This window comes from Nostoc sp. (assembly GCF_036919555.1).
Classification (GTDB): domain Bacteria; phylum Cyanobacteriota; class Cyanobacteriia; order Cyanobacteriales; family Nostocaceae; genus Nostoc.
Window position 1 is genome coordinate 1 of record NZ_JBALCS010000022.1, and the last position, 21983, is coordinate 21983.

Sequence of the window (21983 nt, forward strand, 5' to 3'; positions counted from 1 at the left end):
TACAAGACCAATTTTTTTCTAATAGTATAGCTTGTATTGATTGCCTCATGAGGCTTCTAGCGATCGCCCTCCCGGAAAGTGACAGAAGAGGGATAATAACCCAAGTTGCTAGTTATGCGATCGCGTAATTATTAAATTTTAGATTTTAGATTTTCCTTCAATCCAAAATTCAAAATCTAAAATTGATTGATTTCTTCCTCTGCTAAAAATGTGGGAACTCGTATCAACTCACGCCAAATGCATCTGAGATTTTCTCAAGATATAAAGTCCCTGTTGCAACGCCTAGCTGAACAACCGCTAACTCTAGGTGATATTCTGGCAGAAACCTCAGAACGAGGGTTCTGTCTAGTAATTACATTATTAGTTTTGCCCTTTTTATTTCCGATGCCACCGGGATTAACTGGCCCTTTTGGTGGTGCTTGTTTATTGTTGTCAATGCAAATGGTTTTAGGGAAGCGATCGCCTTGGCTACCGAAAAGAATCGCTAACTACAAATTTCCTCGTCCCTTCGCCCAGTTACTTTTGCAAAATTTGGGACGTTTTACCAAAGTTTTACAGAAAATCGCCCGTCCCCGATTGGCAAAAATAGCCCAGAATCCTTTGATTTGGCGAATTAATGGGTTTTGCATCTCTTTATTAACAATATTACTAATATTACCAATTCCGTTTACAAATCCCATCCCCACTGTCGGTATTTTACTTTTGACTGTTGCCACGATCGAATCTGACGGTTTATTAATTTGCATCAGCTATGGCATTACTGTCCTGATTACCTTGTTGTTTGGATTTCTTGGTTATGCAGTATGGTTAGCTCCCAGTTTGCTGCCATCTATATTTAAATAGTAAAAGCCTTCAACTAAAAGCTGAGGGCTGTAATTTATTAGGGTGCATCTACCATTTATTAATCCGCTTTATTAATTGCCATATCCGGGAAAATTAGACTTATGTAGAAAATTATTTTATTCACTCCTTAAAAAATATCATCAATAAAAAAGCCTTCAACTAAAAGCTGAGGGCTGTAATTTATTAAGGTGCATCTACCATTTAATAATCCGCTTTATTGATTGCCATATCCGGGAAAATTAGACTTATAAGCAAATTTATTTTATTTCCAAATTAAAAAATATCAGCAATAAAAAAGCCCCCAACTAAAAGCTGAGGGCTGTAATTTAATTAAGGTGCATCTACTATTTATATATCCGCCTTAGTTATTGCTGCATCAGGAAGAATTGAAAAAAAATGGATGGCTGTGGGATTGATTTTTTTTATATACAACACTAGTACTAGTGGAGGTTAGCGAAAATAACTATATAGTCTCTTAAAAAGCTTACTATACAAGCGGTATTCCTTCTGCCTCTTTGAAGTTTGATGGTCGAAAGTCTGTCTTCTCCTGTGGTAAACGCTTTGCGTAGCTTGCTTCTTTGTTCGCGGAGCGTTTTGTAGGAAAGGAGTACGGCTCAAAATTTCAATTCTTTCAATAATTACTCTAATTATTGCTTTTATTAGTCCTTTAATAGACCCAGTTAAAACTGATTTTTTTATCTATTATATACCACGGAATTTAGTAGTCGCAAAAATTCAAGTAAATTATCAATTCAAGCCCACTTCTACTTCTCAAATAACTGTAAACAGTATGCGGGTTCAGGTCAAACAATATGGAAATGCTTTTGAAGTATATTTTCCTAGATATAGCTGGGGATTTGGTGATGGTGGTGCAGATATAGTCTATCGCTCAGATAATCAAGATATTTCTATTACTCCTGAACAATATCAGCAACTTCGAGACAAATCAACAACCTATGCAAAACCATCTTTTAAAGAAGTGATAAAAATCCAATATCATTGGTTTTGGCAAGAAGAAGAATGGTAATTTTGGTCTTGCATATTTGCGGTATGATTTGATTATCTTGAGCAAAGATAAAATTTATTTCTACTTCCCTACTTTCACTTAAGTAACAATAACTACCCTAGCTTACCGGAGGAGAGCCTGTGGTATTTGACTAGGTAATCATTGACCAACTTCACAGTAATTTTACAATTACCTCGAATTTTCCTTGGATACGCAAAGTTTCTGTTAATATCTCTGATGGAATATCCGCAATAGTACGAATTTAGTTTATTAGTTGGGTATATGACTATGAAAGTTAGACGCACCCAACTTGATGAAGCGATCGCAATTTATATTAGCCCTTGCTAGCCTTAGTATTGTCGGGGGAAGCTTTTTTCTGAGAACAACTTTTAGCAATACTAGCGAACCTAAAATAATAACTGATACATCACGCTACAAAGAAATTCGTAATCAACTCTGGTCTAATAATGACCAAGTAAAACATTTTCCTAATGAGATTCCCACTGATGCCCAAGACATTCATATTGCTTACTATCCCGAAATTTTGCCAGCAGGTAGTTTTTTTCAAATTAGGCTGAAAGAGCCACAAAAAAAAATAGAAAAATTACTGTCACAATACAGAAATAGTGCAAAGCACAAATATAAGGGTGGTAACACAAACGACCATATAAACCAGCCTGACGGTGTGCCGACAACTTTCTTCTATACCAGTGACTCTCATACAGAATCTTTTCCAGCTACTTATGAAATATTGGTATTAAATGCAGAAGACAAAGGTAGACCTGGCTTCAAGTGGAATCATGGAGATAGCTACGGTGTCGCAATTAATAGTTCAGCCTCAGAAATTATTTATTGGTCTGAAAAATGGTAATTAGCAATTTAATTACCCTTTTGGGTATATCACTTTGGGTAGTTAAAACTTCTAGCCAGCATAGCTAAGATTTTAATGGTGCTCAAAAACTATCTTAATATGTAGAATGCCAACTGCTTTAATTACTGGTGCATCTAGTGGTATAGGGAAAGCTTTTGCCCAGGAACTAGCTGCACGCAAGACAAATCTTGTACTCGTTGCTCGTTCTGAAGAGAAACTAAGCGAATTAGCTAAACAACTACAAGAACAACACAAAATTCAAGTAGACGTTATAGTAAAAGACCTCACAGAACCTAATGCAGCATCTGCTGTATTTGATGTTACTAAAGAAAAGGGATTAACCATTGACTTATTAATCAACAATGCAGGTTTTGGTTACTATGGCGACTTTGCTGAAGGAGATGGAGAAAGACAACTTAAAATCGTACAATTAAATATTTTAGCATTGGTAGATTTAACCCATAAATTTCTACCCTTGATGCGGCAACGTCGTTCTGGAAGTATTATTAACGTATCTTCTATTACCGCATTTCAACCGATACCATACCTTTCTGTTTATGCTGCCAGTAAAGCTTTTATTCTCAGCTTTAGTGAAGCATTATGGGCAGAAAATCGTCAGTATGGTGTCCGTATTTTAGTCACTTGTCCAGGGCCAATAGAGACAAACTTTTTTGCAGAAGCTAATTTTCCTCCAGCGCTGGCAAGCAGTACAGATAAAGTCTATTCTTCCGAAAAAGTGGTTTGGGAATCTTTAGAGGCTTTGGAAAAAGGGTATCCAACTGTTATTAGTTCTGATACTAACACTCAAATTAGAAGCAAATTATCTCGGCTCGTACCGCGCAAACTTCTGCTGAATATGTTAGCAAAACACTTTGGAGCCTAATTATATAGTTAGGAGTTAGGAGTAGAGACGCGATTAATCGCGTCTGTTAGGAGTTAGGAGTTAGGAGTTAGGGGTTAAAGAAACTGATGAATTTAAAACTCTTAACTCGTCATTCCTCACTCCTCAATTATTAAATATACCTTGTTAATTGAACTCGGTAACGGTCTTTTTTTGTAACGGCGATTTCCCCAACTTCTAAACGTCCTTTAGAGCGAATGGCGATTAAGTCGCCTGATTTCACTTGAGAACTAGCTTGGGTAATTTCCTTCCAATTGACGCGGACATCACCAGCATCAATGAAATCAACCATTTTGCTGCGGGACATCCCAAAACCAGCAGATGCGATCGCATCTAATCGCAAAGAAGCCTCCACAGTAGTTAATTCTTTTTTCTTGGGTTCCCGGACTTTTAATTCAGTTACCTCAATCTGCTGAGTTTTCACAGGAACCGATCGCACCTGTTTAAGACTGATTGACAAAAATTCCACTAACTCTGGTGCGACAATCGCCTGCGCCCCTCGTTCTCCCAAAACTATAATATCTCCCGTCTTTTCACGAACAATTCCTGTACCCAACATTGCGCCTAAAAAGTCGCGGTGAGAGGCGGTATCAAATAGGAAATTACCAGCAATTTCCACGGCGACAAGACTGACTTGAGATTGATCTAAGGGAAGTTCTGAACGAGCGATCGCTATTCTTTGGCGTTCAGCTTGCGGATATCCACCCCACGCCGCCAATTGCACTTCTGTTAATCGGTTAAATACCCGTTGAATTTCCGCCAATTCTGGGGGAGATAGAAAATCAGTCAAAACCACTTCCCAAGTTTTGATGGCTTGTTCGGCTTGGTCAATTACACGAGCTACACTATCTCGATTTTCAACACCTTTTAAAAGTTCTTCTCGTGGCAACATTCTTAAAAATTATGAGTTATGAATTGAGAATTAAGTTCTATAACTGTCTTGATTCTAGCTTTAATTCCCATTTCAGCAGATTTTCATCTCTACCAATTTCTTGCATCCCTAGTTTTTCCAAAATGCGAATCGAGGCAACATGATCGTCTGGGGAATGAGCGATAATTCTCTTGAGTTCCCGCCCACTAAAAGCAAAATCGACCAATGCTTTTAGTGCTTCAAAAGCAAATCCCTGCTGGCGATATGCTGATAGCACTTCGTAACCCATTTTTACAGTTCCCGTCTGATCAGGTTTGTCAATAAAACCCAAATCGCCAATTAAAATAGAATCGGCAATGTGAATCATTAGCCAGACACCCCAACCCAACTGGGAAGGATCATCTATTAGCATCTGAGCATACATTGGGAAAATGTCTAACACCTCAGATGCATACCAATCATCAGGAACCCTAACCCCCAAGAGCCTTTCTACTTGGGATTTGTTTCTTGTAATCACCGCTTGCGCCACTTCCAAAGAACAGGAAAGCAACTCAAGTCGCTGTGTCCTGACGTGTAACCTATGATTCATTCAATACACGGTATTTGTGTCAGCATAACCTTGGATATTTTCTGGATCAAACTGACGTAATATTCGGGTTGCTTGGCGAGTGAGAGTTTCAGAGCCTTGAACAGCTATTAAGTATTTCCCCGCATCCAAGCGGTTGCGATAAGGCAAAGCATCACCACTACCTACGAGTAAACCGACTCCACCACCGACAACTACACCACCCATAGCACCACTAGCAGCACCTAGCAGTCCACCAACGATGTGATTACCAACTTCACCCGCCCAGGCAAAAGTATCCAAACCAGTGATCAGGCTGAAAGTAAAACCTGCAAAAAAGCCAAATGGTATCAGCCAGGTTGCCATCAGTTTTGCTTGCTTTTTAGCTTGGTCTTTAGGGTCAATTAAGCCAAACTCGTCAGCCGTTTTATACCCCCTCCCCAGGATAGTACTGTTTATGCCATCTTTTTCTAAAGCTAAATAAGCAGCTTCGGCTTGAATGCGATCTGGTAATACGGCAACAAGGTAATTCATTGGTTTTACAATTTGTCTAATAGAAGTTTTGCCTTAACTAACAGCGTATCAGTCCTGGTCGAATCAATTGCAAACCGCGATAGCGAAGCGCCGCAGCGCACAAGTTAAATCTACATGGGCTGATCACTTTAGGGAATCTAGTGGCTCACAAAAATTGTTCACGCCTTGCTTGAGGACATATATCAAAACTGGCGTTGCCAAAATCTTCGGAAAGGTCGGCGTTGCTTTTAGATGTTCCATCATCTTTTGAAGTGAAGTATTAAGCAAATCTTCCCGATATTCTTGTTCACAAATCACCACACGCCATTTCCTAGCCAAGGCATCTAACCACTCGGAATTTGCTCTTTCTGGTTGTTGTCCGGCTCGGATAGCTAGCGTCATCGCCGCATCTTCTAAATCTCCATCACAGTCTTCAATCAAATCCAGCGCTTCCATATCGCTGGGATCATCTGCCAATTGAGAGCGAAACTGTGCAATCTCTTGAGATGTTACTTTAGTCATGAGTGTTTGACAAGGCGAGCGAACACTCAGTTATGTTAGTCCAATTTTGACCCAAAAACTAGATGCAGAGCCAATGGATTTAGACGAATGGATAAGTCGGTAGTGGCTTTAGCTGCCTTCAGTATTCTTCATCCTCATCCTCAGATTCATTTTCATCCTCGTCCTCAGATTCATCCTCGTCCTCAGATTCATCTTCATCCTCGTTCTCAGATTCATCTTCATCCTCGTCCTCAGATTCATTTTCATCCTCGTCCTCAGATTCATTTTCATCCTCGTCCTCAGATTCATCTTCATCCTCGTCCTCAGATTCATCTTCATCCTCGTCCTGTGCAAACCCTAGTTGACTAATAGCCCGAGAGAGAACCATATCAAAGAAGGAGCCTTCATCGCACCAGACATCCTGACTTAAGTCGAGGTCGGTTACACTTTTAATAGTCCAGCAATCACCGTTTAACTCAGAATTGGTAATGTAATCGTAAGGAATATAACAGTAGCCTTTGTCTCCCCAGTTTGGACCCCAAGAGTTACGAACCAAAAACATGCGGTCTTGATCAGAATATCCTACGCACAGCATTGCGTGTCCGCCACAAAGTTTCTCGTTGCTTGAATTTGGTATTGGTACTCGTCCAGTATCTTTAACTTGCTCAAAGGAACTGAATAGCTGCAAACCAAAGGCAAAGGGATAACCTTCCGCTAAACAGTGGCGCATTGCGTACAAATCCAAGTTAATTCGTTCAGCCTCATCGATCAAGAAGCTTTCTGCTTCCTCATAAGCTTGTTCGTGGGGTTTTTCAAATACCCTATTTTGACTATAAGGCCAAGTTTTCTCTATACAAGCACCGTATTTTCGCAGTACCTTAATACAGCTGCGTAAATAAGTTCCTTCGTCCTGCTCAACGGTTCCATCAGACAATCTGGCATTGTAATAAATAAACAAGCGACTCACATCCTCTGCCGAGCCAAATTGACGCATGGCCAGATACTCGTAAGCTCCCGCCATCGCGTTAGCTGTACAACTGTTCAATTCTCCCTGCTGTTCCACTTTTGTCATGTGCGGACGTAAATCGACCATTGGCGGTAACTGTTGTGGTTGATAACGTCCAACACTGTATTTTCTATCTCTTGAATCAATAGGATCTGGTCGATAACCGCCGACTTTTAACTGTTTGCCTCTGGAATCGTGGAAGAATGAGACTGTACGAAGCACATCGGAAATTGACATATAAATAATCTCTCTTAGAACCACACACGGTAGAAGCGCTGTGTTGACTCAGACAGTTTCCGGGGGCGAGACTTTACCTGAAGATAAGCTGCTTTTATCCCAATACGGTTTAGATAAAATCATTTGCACCACCAATGACCTAATAAGAGACGTTGCAATGCAACGTCTCTTATTACCCACGGAACTGTCTTCAATTTATACAATTAGCGCCAAGACTTGTTTTAGTATAGCTTTTATTACCAATAAAGCCTCATTATTCAGTGTAATTACTGAGAAATGAGGCTTCTTGGAGCTTTTCATAAAAAATACTACTGGACTGTGTGATCCCCTGATGATAGGTGCAAAGTGTATTAAAAAACACAACAGCACTCAAAAGTATTGACAGTTGAGTTTCGGCTAACTAGCGTAGTGCTCTGAGGGTAACAGACCGTTGTAACTGAGCTAAAGCACGGTTGTAATTCAAAATTGCTGTTACCCGATTACCTTCAGCTATTGTGAGGTCGTTTTCAGAGTTAATGACATCAGTTTGAGTGCCTACACCAGCTTGGAATCGCAAACGCGCTAAACGTAGAGCTTCCCTAGCCTGTTCTAAAGCAGTATTAGCGGTTTGAACATTGGTCAAATTAGATTGTTGGGTAGAATAGGCTTGTTCTACCTGAAAGCGAATTTGGTTGCGCTGTTCCGCAAATTGAGTTTCTGCGATCGCAATATTAGCTACTGCCTGAGCTGCCTGCGCTCTTGCTGCTCCCCCATCATACAAATTTAGACTTGCTCTAACTCCTACTGAATAACCATCAGTCACGCTGACATTATCATTGAACTGATCTAGTAGGCTGTAGCTGGCTACCAAACTAACTTGAGGGCCTAAAGTTGCAAGTGCTTGCCGTCGCTGTTGTTCGCTAATGTTACGTTGTGCCAATTGCTGTTGCAATTCCGAACGGTTTTGAAAAGCCAGCAAAATAGTTTGTTCTAATGTTGGGTTCCAAAGACCAGCTAATTGTACAGGATCGGCTGCACTGATATTTATCGTCTGCGCCAAACTTATCCGAGTTGCTAATTGACGACGGGCAATTGCCTGCTGGGATCTGGCATTAGTCAAATCTTGTTGGGCATTTGCTAAATTCACCTGCGATCGTAACACATCAAACCGCGTACCAACCCCAGCTCGCTCTAAAGCTTCTGCATCACGCAAACTGGCTTCGGAGTTCTCCACAGCCGACTGAGCAATACGTACTTGTTCATCCGCTTGTTGCAGATTGTAGTAGTCAGTGGCAACATTCAGACGGATTGTTTCAAACTGAGTTTCTACAGCCAGCTCATCGGAACGCTCCTGTTCCTCAGCCTGTCTGATAGTAGCTTGCCGACTCCCAGAAGTATAAAGGTTATATGTCAGTTGTGCTTGACCGTTGAAACCTGTACTAGGTGCACCTGCGTTCGGAGAGACTAAACCTTGCTGTTTGTATAATTCGTCCTCAAGCTGACCAGAAGGAGTCTGACTGCGAGTAATATCACCACTAATATTAAGACTGGGAAGCAAAGCAGCTTGTGCCTGGCGTACAGCAGCGCGACTGCGTTCTAGCTGCAATATCGACACCTGTAGATCGTGATTGTTACGCCGTGCTAGCTCCAGAGCCTGTGCTAAAGTAATCGGCTGATTTCCCTGAAGTCTCACTTCCTCCGGTTTAGTGGGAAATAGCAGGGGATTTGAGCTTGGAGTCAGGTTATCGGGAATTTTTAGCGAATCTGATGGCGGAGGAATTACGTTTCCTGGCACAGACTGAGGTGGCACTGAACCAGCTGGTGCAGGAGTTACGGTTCCTGGTATAATCTCAGGTTGGACTGAACCGCCTGGTGCAGGAGTTACGGTTCCTGGTACAATCTCAGGTTGTACTGAACCGCCTGGTGCAGGAGTTACGGTTCCCGGCACAATCTGAGGTTGCACCGAATCTGCCGGAGTCTGAGGATTACTCTGAGCCACACGTTCCCCAGCCGCATTTTGTCCTAAGCAGGTGCTTGAGGCCAGCAGCAAAGAAGCCGAGAAATCAGTTTTGCTTTTCCTCAACTCCTGTGGACACCTCTGCGCTGACAATAGTTTTGCTGCTCCTGCCCCTGTGCCTGAAGCTTGTAAAAATGTCTGCAACTGATTAACAGTATTTATTTGTTGAACCACTGGCTGCTGTAAAGTAGACAGGGACAAAATTTCTTTTTGGACAGAAGCAGGTTTTGAAGTGTAGTTAGGAACTACTACCCTCTTTAACTTCTGCGCATTCGGATCTGAATTACTGTTTTTTTGGTTATTTTGAGCAGAAAGGCTGACATCTGGCTGTTGCGAAGGATTAGAGGTAGATGTGAAACTGAAGAATCTACCTTCATCTTTCTTAAGAATTTGTTCTATGGGTACACCAGTACTTCCAGTCATTAACACTGGGATACTGTTATTCCTTAAAGGCTTCACACTAAGTTTAGTAAAACCAAAAGCAGGTACTAAGGTTGGAACACTAACATCTGCACCGTTAGGCAGTTGCGTATTCGTGGTATCCACAATCAAGTCTTGACCAGAAGTAGAAGTCAAAACACTAGGAGAAGACGCCAGTTGTACCCCTGTTAGTTTCACAGTACCAGCCCAAGCAGGCTGAGTTGTTAAGACCGCTGCTGTCAAACCAGGTAAGAAGCTATAAAATAATTGCTGTCCTTTCACCGCATCCCCTCACACGAAAATCACTCTAGCGGCAGAAAACCTTTCTTCACCACAGAATATAGCACGATACTAAACTTAGGAAAGAATATACTACGATACTAAATTTAGGGTTCGGAACTCTGTTTGTCTTCAAAACGTCTAATAATGCGAGAAAGTTCCGCCTTTTCATCGATACTAACGCGAGTAGGAGCACCGCTGATAATCCGTTCGTAGTTTCGGAAAGAATCTTTAATATCGGGACCATCAGCAGTGATATTATACTCACGAATGCCCTTATCATGCCAAGAGCCTCTCATTTTAAACACGTTAATTGCCCGCGACATTTCTCCTCTAATTTCTACGTACTGTAACATCAGAATTGTATCGGTAATCGTGGAAATATGAGAGTCAGTAATCGAATGCGCCCCCAGAAATTGGTCAGTTGTGTTGGTAAAGAAACCAGTAATTTCTTCTTGTTTAGCATAACCGGTCACACCAATTACAAACTGCCGAAATGCATTATTGGTAACACCTCTAGCTAGTGCTGATAGTGAATCAATGGCGATGCGAGCTGGTTTGAAGACAGCAATTTCTGATTTAATAATTTGTAAGTGGTCTTCTAAACCAGTTGATTCAGGATAGGTACAGATGATTTTGAGTAAACCTTGATGTTCTAATTCTTCAAAATCAATTCCCCAAGAGGAAGCATTACGAGACAGTTGGGCGCGTGATTCTTCATAAGCAAATAATATTGCCTGTTCTCCATTCAGGCAGCCATCTTGAATAAACTTACTAACTAACAGGGTTTTGCCAGTACCTGTGGCTCCTGTTACCAAAATAATTGAATCTTTAAAGAAACCACCTCCGCACATTTCATCTAAGGTTTTGACACCAGAAGATACTCTGACATTAGAAGACCGTTGAGTTAAGCGCATTGCTGCCAGTGGGAAAATATTAACTCCTTCATTAGTAATCGTGAAGGGATACTCGCCTTTCATGTGAGTTGTACCGCGCAACTTGAGGATTTCAATTGTGCGACGGCGGCGTTCTCCTTCTAAAACGTTGCGAACAATTACTACATTATCGGAAACAAATTCTTCTACTCCGAAAGAGGCAACTGGCCCATATTCTTCACCACGTTCAGTGGTAATTACAGTGGTGACATTCAGTAGTTTGAGACGTGCTACTAAGCGAAAAATCTCGCGTCGCACTACTCCCATCGCTTCATACTGCTGAAATACTGCTGTTATTGAGTCGATTGAAACTCGTTTAGCTTTGTATTTGCGGATGGCATATTGCAAGCGCTCAATAAGTGCAGAAAGGTCAAAATTTCCAATGATGTCTTGACCTTCAGGATCGGGAGATGCATCAAGAATAAACAACTTGCCTTCTTCGATTAGGCGTGGCAAGTTCCAACCAAAAATATGGGCATTTTTAATAATATCGCTGGGTGATTCTTCAAAGGTAACAAATACTCCTGCTTCGTCAAAGTAGGTGATACCATTATAGAGAAACTGAAGAGAGAATAAAGTTTTGCCTGTGCCGGATGTGCCACTAATCAAGGTACTTCTGCCAATTGGGAAACCACCATGACTAATATCGTCAAATCCTTCGATCATCGTCCGAATTTTTTCTACACCCCCAATTATCGGTGGTTGCTTTGGTTTTTCTTGCTCGTTTTCACTCATTGCTTGATCACAAAAGGGTATTAAACCCGGTTTTTTTATTACTAAAGTTTGGACTGAATTTTTTTATGATTAAAATTTTACTCTTCAAAATCTTCTTCACTCAGTTCTTCATAGAGCAAATCTAATCCAATCAATACTCTTTCTCTATCTGAAAGATCCCCGATAATTTTGCGAACGGGTAGAGGCAAAATTTTAGATAATGTTGGCGTTGCTAATATTTTATCTTCTTCCGCCAGTTGCGGGCTTTTCAGGACATCGATCACTTTTAAAGCATAAACACCTTCAAACTCCTGTTCTAAAATATCTTTAAGTGTTTTTAATGCCCGAGCTGAATTAGGGGTATTCCCTGCTACGTAAAGCTTGAGAACGTAGGTTTTTCTGGCTTTAATCATATAGTTAATAACTAGTCATGATCAGACAAATACAATATTCTTTCGCGCATTGGGAGTCACTAACAGCAGTAGTTTTTTCCAAGTTGAACATCAATAAACTTAATTTATTTAGAAATCGAACTCCTATAGACTTCGCACAGGTGAGCTAGGATATCTATCAACGTTAGGCGGTAATCAAGTAACGTTTCATTCCTCCTTCCTTCTAATTGAAGCTGGTGAGAAAATTCTTCAATTACCTCCATGTGAATCTCGATGATTTGGGGCACAGGAATATTAGCATAAAATATAGTATTGATAAATTTATCAATTTTTTCTTTGAGTGTTTTGTCTGTGGTAAAATAATTTATCAGAATCAGGCTGTAATCTGATTTAAGCCGTCTTAATAATCCTTGCCTTTCTGCTGGAGTCATCTCCTGGAAATGCTGTTGGCTTTTTTGCGTCTGACTGGCAAATACATAGACGTGTCTGCCAGTAGATGCCTGACTAGGATTTTGTTGCAACCAATTTGGTAAATAGTTGATTTTCCCAAAGGTAGTTGCAGCAACAGGTAGATAGCAAAATTGGGCAATAATTGCCTCAATGAATTTCCACACCCACGCACTCAAACCTTTTTGGTTAGCTAAGTCAACTGGATTATCTAAACATTTGTTAACATTAGGTTGCAGAATCAATATTGGTAATAACATTTACTTTTTAATCTATCTCCTTGATCGCCCTGACCATGAAACCTGGGCTGGTAAGTTTGGCTAACGCTTCTAGGGTAATACTTGATGTGCAGTAAACTAGTAATTATCCCCCAAAATAACGCTCTGTGTTAGCAGATAATGCTAGCAACTCACTCAACAACTTAGTGCAGCAATTGTTAGTGCAGCAATTGAGTGGTAGGACTTAGTAGGTCTTTGATGATGAGGTATATGTCAGCATAGCAAGACACATTAGCTACTTTATTATTTGCATATCTTATATAAATAGATAGATTTTTTTATTTTGCTCCTTGATAAGATACTTAAACCAACTTAAACCTTTGTCGCATTCTAAATCATTATAATTCCTCAAGGTTCTAAAGCGAATCTTTGGGGTCATAATTGTTTTAGCTGTCGCTATCGATCAGGAGTTTAAATACCAGTAAGAGACTGGGGAGGCTAGTTGCTAGAAATGAGAAACGTCGCGTCTTGGAAAAATGCATTCGGACGCAAGCAAGTGTCCGTGATCGGAAATTCCGTTGTTTTAATGGCGTTGAAATAACCAGAGTTGCTTATATGAGTCTTCTTAGAGGATATGGCTTCAGGCAAAAAAACCATCAACAGTTGGGAGATGGAAATGCCGGAGGTTTCCATAGGAAGAATGACCCCCAAAGCCTTATGTTAATGCTAGATTACCCGCTTTATGACTTTCAGGCAACCGTACCTAGCTGCCCCCAAACAAGTTCTCTGGCAGTGGTGTTAGAGATTTTTGAGCAAGAGCAGTGCGATCGCTTGGTAGTAGTGAATCAACAGCAATGTCCCATCGGATTGCTGTATTCTGCCCGTTTAATCCCAAAATTATTAGCAGATAGTGACAATAAAAATCTAAATTTACACCAATCACTCTCGATCTGGGGTCAAGGTCTAATTGAGCCAATACAAACAATATCAGCTTCTGAGTCTGTAGAGCAATTAAGCTTGCGCTTGTGTTATCCCCAAGCCGAAAAACATCAGAACTTAGATTGGGCGCTGATTGACTCTGATGGTCGATATTTGGGGCTGCTGGATAGTTCACGTCTGTTGCGATCGCTGACTAAGGAACGCATGGCTGGGTTACAAAGCTCAGGTGAGCATCGCCATGAGTATGATGCTGGTGTGCAGACACCAAATGAACCCAAATCATTGGGACACCAGCCACTAGTACACTTGCTAGAAAGACTGCCTTGGCCTTTGATGTTGCAAACGGCTACTGGTAAGGTAATAGCACGAAATCCGGCTTGGTGGCAGCAATTAGGAGCCTTGAAAGATCCAGAAGGAGTTAGGCAACAAGTGGAGGCGATACTTGTCCCTAAACCCTCCGAAAATCCAGAATATGTCACCCAACAAGCAATCAAGGTTCATCACAATGGTAGCGAGGATCAGGATGGTGGTGAACAAGAACCGACTCAACAAGAAGCATCACCAGAGGCTGTATACAGTCGGTGCTATTTGGATAGTCAGGTGGGTACTTGTACCTGCGTTGTCGAAGTGGAAAATGGTCAGGAGCAAATCTGGCAGTTTGCCAAAATTCCCTTAGATAGTCCTGAGTTTAAAGTCATGAGCGCTGAATCTGAGGTTGTACTCAGTAATGATTTGTGGTTAGTTTTAGCTACTGATGTGACCCAGCAGCAACAGCTTTGCAAAGAATTGGCAGCAAAAAATGCCGATTTAATTCAACTAAATCGGTTGAAGGATGAATTTTTAGCTTGTATTAGTCATGAACTCAAAACTCCCCTAACTGCCGTTTTAGGATTATCGCGCTTGCTCGTGGATCAGCAGTTAGGAGAACTCAACGAGCGTCAAGCCCGTTATGCAGGACTGATTCATCAAAGTGGACGCCACCTGATGAGTGTGGTTAATGATATTTTGGATTTGACCCGGATGGAGACGGGACAAATGGATTTGACGCTGACTCCGGTGAGAATTCGGGCTGTGTGCGATCGCGCCCTATCCGAGGCCAAAGCCATCCACACTCAAAGTACCAAAACGACATCTGCTTCACCAACTCAAAATGCCCGTTTATCTGCCCCTCAATTCTGCCTCTCCATTGAACTAGGCTTAGATCAGATGGTGGCAGATGAATTGCGCTTACGCCAGATGCTAGTACACCTACTTTCCAACGCCTTTAAATTCACCGAAATATCTGGCGAAATTGGATTGCGGGTGAATCGTTGGGAAGGATGGATTGCCTTTACAGTTTGGGATACAGGCATTGGCATTCCTGAACACCAGCAACACTTAATCTTTCAAAAATTTCAACAACTGGAAAATCCCCTCACCCGCCAATTTGAAGGCACTGGTCTGGGGCTAGTATTAACTCGCGCCTTGGCTCGTCTCCACGGAGGAGATGTCAGCTTCTTATCTCGTGAAGGAAAAGGTAGCCAGTTTACCCTACTTCTGCCGCCCAGTCCCCCGAAAACAGGCTTTTCTGAACCAGATATGGGAATCAGAGAAGAGGAAGAAACACGACTCCAACAGACACGGCAAAAGCCCGCAGTTGCTCGTCAGCAGATTACCCCCACACAGCATCATGCCGTTAGTTCGCAACGCTTGGTCTTGGTAGTCGAGGCAGTAGCCCGATATATTGAAGACTTGACCGAACAACTCAAAGGTTTAGGATATCGGGTAGTGATTGCGCGATCAGGGACAGAAGCAGTCGAAAAAGCTCGGCGCTTGCAACCAATAGCGATATTTTTGAATCCGTTGCTACCCCTGCTATCAGGCTGGGATGTGCTGACTTTACTGAAATCTGACACCGCAACCCGTCATATATCTGTAATTGTGACAGCGACGGCAGCCGAAAAGGAGCAAGCATTTGCTAACCGAGCTGATGGTTTCTTAAGTTTGCCAGTAGAGCATTACGTATTAGCACCAGTTTTAGAAAAATTATGTACTGCACAAGCAGTTTTACAGCTAGGGTTAGACAATAGCGCAATTATCCCAACTAAGACCCCACTGCGAATTCTCCGGTTGGTGAATCCCCAGTTGGAATCGGTCAATCCCCACCTCTCACTTCGAGAACACCGAGTGATTGAAGTAGATGACCTAAATCAGGCAGAACTGTTGGCACGGGTATGGCAGTTTGATGTCATTTTGCTAGATGTGGAAAGTAACACTGCCCAAATTTACCTGCAACAACTAATCGGGCATCCACGTTTGGCGGCTATACCACTGGTTACTTGCGATGTTGCAACCACCCTAATAGCTTCTAAAATACCAGGGCTATCTGTATTTCCTTACTTAAAACCATTTGCTAAAGACAACAGCAGTCGTACCGAGAAAACAGATGCCTTATTATCAGTACTGCAAATTGCTTCTGGTATTTGCTACCCTCCCAACATCTTGGTAGTGGATTTGACAATGCTGCGTGATTTTCCACAGGTAAGACGCAAGCAAGTTAAGGGTTATCAGACAGAAAAAAATTGCTCAATTATTAGTGAAACTGCTGAACGGGGTTCTGAGTGGTTTCAAGCTTTAATTCAGTACCTACAAACAGCAGGCTTCAAAGCGGCGATGAGTCCCTGTTGGGCAGAAGTGTTACAACAAATTCGCCACCAAAGCGTTGACTTATTGCTAATTTGTTTAGGAGAATCCGTTATCCACAAAGACTTGCTAAAAGCACTGAAGACATTGGGAGATTCACCTGACAAATTACCACCAATTTTGGTACTTAATCAGCGATTAAATCGCCCAAAAACCACTTTTCAGCCTGGGGTAGCTTACAAGGAAATTGACAAGCAGAAGAAGAATGGTTTGGAATCGATAGAAACTGTTGTTGGCGCGATCGCTACCCAAATATTACCGCGATCGATATCAATGGAAGACCTCTTAAACCAGATCAATCAAGCTTTAGCTGTCAACGGTTACAATGGCAAATGTTAATGGGGAGTGGGGAGATGAGGGAGAAACAACCAATGCCCCATGCCCCATGCCCAATGCCCAATTATGATATATCTATTTTTTGATTTTTCTTTTTCTTAAAAGGAACTCGAACCAAGTTATAAGCACCCTTGGTCGATAAACTCTTGTAATCATCTGGCTGTAAGCCCATTTGTAAAAACTTTGTCTGTTCAGCCAACAGCAGCAGTGAGGGAGGTTGTAGTGCCTTAGCAGCCTGGTTTTTAATATGATCTACAGCCTGTTGGGGAAATCCTAAATAATTTACGTGGATGTGGCTATAAAAGACTACACTAGGCTTTTTGAAGCCAAGCATGATCAATTCTTCACCTGGTTGTTTTGCTTCTAGGATGACCGCAGACAACTCCCTTAAGGGTAATTGACGTTCTCGATCAATAAAAAACGAAGCCGGCGTTAAAACAAAAATTAAAAACGCCACAAACCCGATTAAATTAATACTGATAATGTAGTTCCATCGGCGACCCAGTAATAAACCCCCAACCAAAACAGCACAAACCAGCCAAATTACGCCCGCTATTACTGGTATACCAGATTGTTGAATTAGTTCGTGGAAGTTACTTATAGCTGGATCAGTACCTAATATGTGGGTTAAGTTAAACAGTGCTGCCGCCAAAAATGATAAAAACACTACATTCAGCCAACCACTCCAGACGAGTAAGGGGGAGATGGAAGAAGACGCGGGGAGATGATCAAATACTCTCTCGGTGTCATTTTCATTCTCCATGTTTGGTAACAGGTCGCTCCACAACAGGGCTACCAGGATTGCAGCTGCTGGCATTAAAGGCAAGACGTAACTAGGAAGTTTGGTGACAGCAATGGTGAAAAAGCCAAAGATGCTAGCAAACCAGAACCAGGCAAATAAACCAAATTGCTGAAAACGTTCAAGGGATCGCCAGTGCGATCGCTGCCAAAACTTTAGTCTGACTATAGACACTGGTAAATACACTGAGTATGGTGCAAAACCCAGCAACACCACTAAAAAGTAAAAATACCAAGGTGCTGAGTGACCATTAACTACTTCTGTAAAGCGTTCCAGGTTGTGATAACCAAAAAAGGAGTTAATGTAATTCCAGCCATTGCGCCAAATCACTAAAGCATACCAGGGCACTGATAAACCGATAATTATCAGTATACCTACGAGGAGGCGCATTTCTCGCAATACCTCTCGAAACTTTCCGACGTAAAGCAAAAAGGCGGCAACAATTAGCCCTGGTAAGACAATTCCCACTGGGCCTTTAGTCAAAATTGCGCCAGCAATCAGCACATAAAAAGCTAAATACCACTTATTTAAGAATAGGGCATGGGGCATTGGGGATTGGGCATTGGTGATTAATTCTGCTCCCCTGCTCTCTTCCTTCCCTGCGTACCCTAGAAAGAAACATAATAAAGCTGATGCCATACATCCGGTGAGCAGCATATCAGAGACACCGGTTCTCGCCCAAATAATAGTTTCGGCATTGAGTGCCATGAGCGCTGCGGCGATAAAAGATATTAAGTAGCGGCGAGTCGGACGTGAAACTTGCTCTAATTCATCTTGTTTAGTCAAATACCAGTGTACGGTGTAAAAAGCTAAACAAATTAAGCCTAAGGCTGCGATCGCGGAAGGAAGGCGTACTGCCCACTCATTCACCCCAATAATTTTATAGGCGATCGCCTGACACCAGTAAATTAAAGCAGGTTTATCGAAACGAGTCTCACCATCGAAAAATGGGGTTATCCAATCACCTGTGACTAACATCTGGCGGGAAGCTTCGGCAAACAGTGGCTCTGTCTCATCAACCAAGCCAGTGTTGCCCAAATTCCACCCAAAAGCTACCCAGCCAATCACCATTAACCACAAAATCGACACAGTTACACTAAGGGCTGGATTCTTTGCTATTTTGTTGAACCACTGATCAACAGTGCGCTTAACACTCAATTTCATTGTCATTTAGTCAATAGTCAACAATCACTAATCAATAGTCGTTGGTTATCTATCTTTTGTTCTTCAGAGTTTTAAATTAAACAATTTTCCTCTACTCAGTACTCTACACCTTACCAACTGTAGGGTAGGGATGTAAAAATAAAAATTTGAGCAAAGGGTAAACAATAGACCTCTTGCATAAATCAAAAATAAGAACCCCACCCCGCCAAAGCTACGCTTTGTCTCCCCTCCCGAAGAGCGGGGCTACCGTGTATACACAAGTCTAGTTGGCAATCAAATGGACAGAAAAGAACGGAAAATTATTTTTAAAATCCTTGATTTTCCGTTATGCCTCTATCAATAATCTGACACTATTGATAATCAACTTGATCAAATCAAAACCTTGCCCATTAAGGCTTGTATCTTACCAGGCAAGGATTTTAGGACTTGTGTATACACCGTAGGCTCTTCGGGAGGGGTTGGGGGTGCGGTGTTTAGGACTTTTGCAAGAGGTCTAATGCCCAGCTTACAAAAATTGCTTCCGTACTCAACACTCAGCACTCAGCACTATTTATTGACTCAGCACTAGTTGCCATTCTCTATTTTGGGAATTCCACTTAGGTAATTGAGTTTCGCCGACAACATAGGGACCCCAGTAACGACGGGAACCATCTTGTGCAAAAGCAACTAAAATATCTCCCTTCTCCAGCTTTAAATTATTCTGAGGTAGGGATAGAATCAGTCCCTTATCACTACCCTCTTGGGGAGCAAAATCCCAATGTGCTGGTACATCATAGTTAGTTTGTTTAGTACCAGAGCCTTTTGCTACCGACTCTCGCGCCAGTAGAGCCAGCCGCACAGGCTGATTTGTTTGATTGCTCACCCGTAAAGTCCCTTGCTCCTTGCCTTTGCTAGCTGATTTATCACGATCTGCTAAGACAGGATGAGTATTCTCTTTGCTGCTATGTTCTACTTGATTGGTTGGGGTATTTGCTGGAGTAGATAGACTAGCGGAAATACCTTTTTCAGGTGAAACAGGTGTGGATGAACTTGTCTCCCACGCTTGAGTTTCAGTTGGCAGTTGTGAAGATGTATCTGGGTTTGTGGACTCAAAGGATACGCTCACTCCAAAGCATCCTAGCAGAGCAACAAATAATCCCAAGCAACAAGCTGTAACACCGGCGTTACGATATACTGAAGATTTCATATTGATAATTATTAGAAATAAATATTTTGTCTAGGCTTGACTCAGGGCTATTTCGTTCTAGACATAAACCGCCCAGAACTAAAGTTCCGGGCTAATAGCTAAAGTCCGTTAAAACGGACTATAACCTTTTATTAGTCGTCTTTAGACGACTTTCGCTATTAGACTCAGAATTTATTCTGAGGCGGGTTAAATGAGAATGAAATAGCCTTGGGCTTGACCAAATAGTAGCCTATTATCCCAAAATACAATCATACAAAGTAGCCTAATATAGACTTTCCTCAAACTAGGGATACGAATGTATTATCAGTATCATTTTGAATGAAAGGGAACTCTTAACTGGGAACAGAAAACTTAGATACCGAGGCAGCCAATTCATTTGGATAAAAAAATATTTTATTTTTGAAATACACGTAGGGTGCGTTAGCAAACTGTAACGCACCTAATGAATACTTTTCTGCGTTATGCTACGCGATAACACACCAAAATATACTTAAATTTTTTCCCCAGTCAAATCGGATTGCTATATCTATAATATTAACAAACAAGCTTAGGCTAAAACCAATATCCTCTTTAATATAGAGAATATTTTAAGATATCTAGGACTTACGCAAAACTAGACGCGCTGTAGGGGCAATTCATGAATTGTCCCTAAAGAGAAAATCTTTCTTTGCGGCTATTGTTTGCGTAAGTCCTGATATCTTGACTTTTCCCCAGAAGTCTATCTGATGCAAAACACTCGTCTGAATAACTTGTTGGATGCCATTGCTACACGCTTAGGGCAATGGTTTTTAAATCCTTGGCGGCGACTATCGTTGCTGATAATTAGTTTTTTATTCGGTTTCTTTCTGGGAAACGCAGTTTCCACTACAGCTGGTCAACGGGCAGAATTAGATATTGTGGTAGCTGGTTTTCTAGTAGTGTTGACGGAAGTTACTAGTAGGATATTTTACAGTCAGAGCTTTTTCGCCAAGCGATCGCTCTTAATAGACTCACTCAATCTCCTCAAAGTTGGTTTCACATACAGCCTGTTTCTCGAAGCCTTTAAGCTGGGATCGTAGGGAGATAGGGAATTTATGAATTTGTGGCTGGGTGGGATTTTGGCAACGGATGCCGTGGGGGAAACTTGGCAGCAAGAAGCAAGAGCAGCAGCGCTGGCAGATCGGTTAAGAGCTAAAGCTTTTGGGATTACGCCGGAAAACGTTGATGAAGTGATAGAAAGGCGATCGCATTTACTAAAATCTATCCTACCAGCTTTTAGCCAATTTTGCCAGACTACTCTCCAAGTACAACCCAAGGAAATGTTACAGGCATTGTGGGACTTGTGGCTGCCTTTGGGAATCAAACTAGCATCGGGGCGCCAACAGTTGGGACGCCCGCTAATTCAGGGAATATTGGGAGGACAAGGTACTGGGAAAACCACAATGTCTAAGGTTCTCAGTTTAATTCTCGATCAGTTGGGATACCGGACTCTGAGTTTATCTTTGGATGACTTGTATAAAACTTATAGCGATCGCTTGATTTTAACACAGCAAGATCCCCGCTTGATTTGGCGAGGACCTCCAGGAACCCACGATGTAGATTTAGGCTTAAATGTACTAGATCAAATCCGCCAGTTGCAAAGTCCTGTTATGGTTCCCCGCTTTGATAAATCTGCATACAGAGGCGCTGGCGATCGCACGACTCCAGAAATGGTTACAGGTGTAGATATTGTACTATTTGAAGGTTGGTTTGTGGGTGTGCGACCAATTAATCCAGATGTATTTGTTGCTGCACCGCCACCAATTCTCACAAATGAGGATAGAGCATTTGCCCGTGATATTAATCTTCGCCTCCATAATTATCTACCACTGTGGGAGCGATTAGACAGTTTAATTTTGCTCTATCCAACCGATTACCGTTGTTCTTTGGAGTGGCGCAAACAAGCGGAAAAGCAGATGATTGCTGCGGGTAAATCGGGGATGAGCAATTCAGAGATAGAGCAATTTGTCAATTATTTTTGGCGATCGCTTCACCCGGAATTATTCATCAAACCGTTGGTAAAAGATGCAACAGTGGTTGATTTGGTTATTGAGATTCATCCTGATCATAGCTTTGGTGAAGTGTATTGCGATCGGGCTAATTTGTAATTCATATACAAAATTAAAGATTTTTAACCCACGTTC

General features: G+C 41.7%; 18 protein-coding genes. 7 read left to right on the forward strand and 11 right to left on the reverse strand.

The genetic code is table 11. From position 1 onward, the window contains the following. The first annotated feature begins 237 nt into the window (after positions 1–237). The 4 genes from V7K36_RS07675 (at position 238) to V7K36_RS07690 (ending at position 3603) form a co-directional block, all read left to right on the forward strand. Positions 238–843 carry an exopolysaccharide biosynthesis protein gene (locus V7K36_RS07675; protein ID WP_335114573.1) on the forward strand — a complete coding sequence of 202 codons (606 nt, stop codon included), beginning with the start codon at positions 238–240 and terminating at the stop codon, positions 841–843. Between the two features lie 790 nt (positions 844–1633). Further along, a complete protein-coding gene (locus V7K36_RS07680) occupies positions 1634–1870 on the forward strand; it encodes a hypothetical protein (protein WP_335114575.1) in 237 nt (78 codons plus the stop codon). Between the two features lie 292 nt (positions 1871–2162). Beyond that, on the forward strand, positions 2163–2720 hold the full coding sequence (locus V7K36_RS07685; RefSeq protein ID WP_335114577.1) for a hypothetical protein: 558 nt from the start codon (positions 2163–2165) through the stop codon (positions 2718–2720). 106 nt (positions 2721–2826) lie between these two features. Beyond that, positions 2827–3603 carry an SDR family NAD(P)-dependent oxidoreductase gene (locus tag V7K36_RS07690; protein ID WP_335114579.1) on the forward strand — a complete coding sequence of 259 codons (777 nt, stop codon included), beginning with the start codon at positions 2827–2829 and terminating at the stop codon, positions 3601–3603. A gap of 130 nt (positions 3604–3733) precedes the next feature. Here the strand turns inward: V7K36_RS07690 and V7K36_RS07695 are convergent, their stop codons facing one another. The 9 genes from V7K36_RS07695 to V7K36_RS07735 all read right to left on the reverse strand — a co-directional run bounded on the left by V7K36_RS07695 (position 3734) and on the right by V7K36_RS07735 (position 12757). After that, positions 3734–4513 (reverse strand): photosystem II S4 domain protein, encoded by a 780-nt coding sequence (locus V7K36_RS07695; protein ID WP_334830627.1) that lies wholly within the window; start codon positions 4511–4513, stop codon positions 3734–3736. 37 nt (positions 4514–4550) lie between these two features. Next, positions 4551–5081: a GNAT family N-acetyltransferase gene (locus V7K36_RS07700; RefSeq protein WP_335114581.1), complete on the reverse strand. Its 531-nt coding sequence runs from the start codon at positions 5079–5081 to the stop codon at positions 4551–4553. Next, the gene (locus V7K36_RS07705) at positions 5082–5591 is read right to left on the reverse strand and encodes a hypothetical protein (RefSeq protein ID WP_334830625.1); all 510 of its coding nucleotides are present in this window, start codon (positions 5589–5591) and stop codon (positions 5082–5084) included. 123 nt (positions 5592–5714) lie between these two features. After that, entirely contained in the window at positions 5715–6092 is a 378-nt protein-coding gene (locus V7K36_RS07710; RefSeq protein WP_292770842.1) for a hypothetical protein, read from the reverse strand. 118 nt (positions 6093–6210) lie between these two features. Then, complete coding sequence (locus V7K36_RS07715) at positions 6211–7314, reverse strand: C1 family peptidase (protein WP_335114583.1); 1104 nt, start codon at positions 7312–7314, stop codon at positions 6211–6213. Positions 7315–7714: 400 nt separating this feature from the next. Further along, the gene (locus V7K36_RS07720) at positions 7715–10012 is read right to left on the reverse strand and encodes a TolC family protein (RefSeq protein WP_335114585.1); all 2298 of its coding nucleotides are present in this window, start codon (positions 10010–10012) and stop codon (positions 7715–7717) included. A gap of 104 nt (positions 10013–10116) precedes the next feature. Continuing rightward, positions 10117–11679, reverse strand: coding sequence for a circadian clock protein KaiC (gene kaiC, locus V7K36_RS07725; RefSeq protein ID WP_335114587.1), 1563 nt, complete (start codon positions 11677–11679; stop codon positions 10117–10119). A 77-nt stretch (positions 11680–11756) separates the two neighbouring features. Continuing rightward, positions 11757–12071 carry a circadian clock protein KaiB gene (kaiB, locus tag V7K36_RS07730; RefSeq protein ID WP_335114589.1) on the reverse strand — a complete coding sequence of 105 codons (315 nt, stop codon included), beginning with the start codon at positions 12069–12071 and terminating at the stop codon, positions 11757–11759. 104 nt (positions 12072–12175) lie between these two features. Beyond that, complete coding sequence (locus V7K36_RS07735; protein WP_335114591.1) at positions 12176–12757, reverse strand: KaiA family protein; 582 nt, start codon at positions 12755–12757, stop codon at positions 12176–12178. 675 nt (positions 12758–13432) lie between these two features. Between V7K36_RS07735 and V7K36_RS07740 the strand changes: the two genes are divergently transcribed. Further along, positions 13433–16675 (forward strand): ATP-binding protein, encoded by a 3243-nt coding sequence (locus V7K36_RS07740; RefSeq protein WP_335114731.1) that lies wholly within the window; start codon positions 13433–13435, stop codon positions 16673–16675. Positions 16676–16736: 61 nt separating this feature from the next. Here the strand turns inward: V7K36_RS07740 and V7K36_RS07745 are convergent, their stop codons facing one another. Both V7K36_RS07745 and V7K36_RS07750 read right to left on the reverse strand, forming a co-directional pair. Then, entirely contained in the window at positions 16737–18641 is a 1905-nt protein-coding gene (locus tag V7K36_RS07745; protein WP_335114593.1) for an ArnT family glycosyltransferase, read from the reverse strand. Between the two features lie 544 nt (positions 18642–19185). Then, a complete protein-coding gene (locus tag V7K36_RS07750) occupies positions 19186–19821 on the reverse strand; it encodes a hypothetical protein (protein WP_335114595.1) in 636 nt (211 codons plus the stop codon). A 725-nt stretch (positions 19822–20546) separates the two neighbouring features. On the opposite strand from V7K36_RS07750, the gene V7K36_RS07755 reads away from it, so the two are divergent. Both V7K36_RS07755 and V7K36_RS07760 read left to right on the forward strand, forming a co-directional pair. Next, positions 20547–20879, forward strand: coding sequence for a DUF565 domain-containing protein (locus tag V7K36_RS07755; protein WP_335114597.1), 333 nt, complete (start codon positions 20547–20549; stop codon positions 20877–20879). 15 nt (positions 20880–20894) lie between these two features. Further along, the gene (locus V7K36_RS07760) at positions 20895–21947 is read left to right on the forward strand and encodes a glycerate kinase (RefSeq protein WP_335114599.1); all 1053 of its coding nucleotides are present in this window, start codon (positions 20895–20897) and stop codon (positions 21945–21947) included. Positions 21948–21983: the final 36 nt, after the last annotated feature.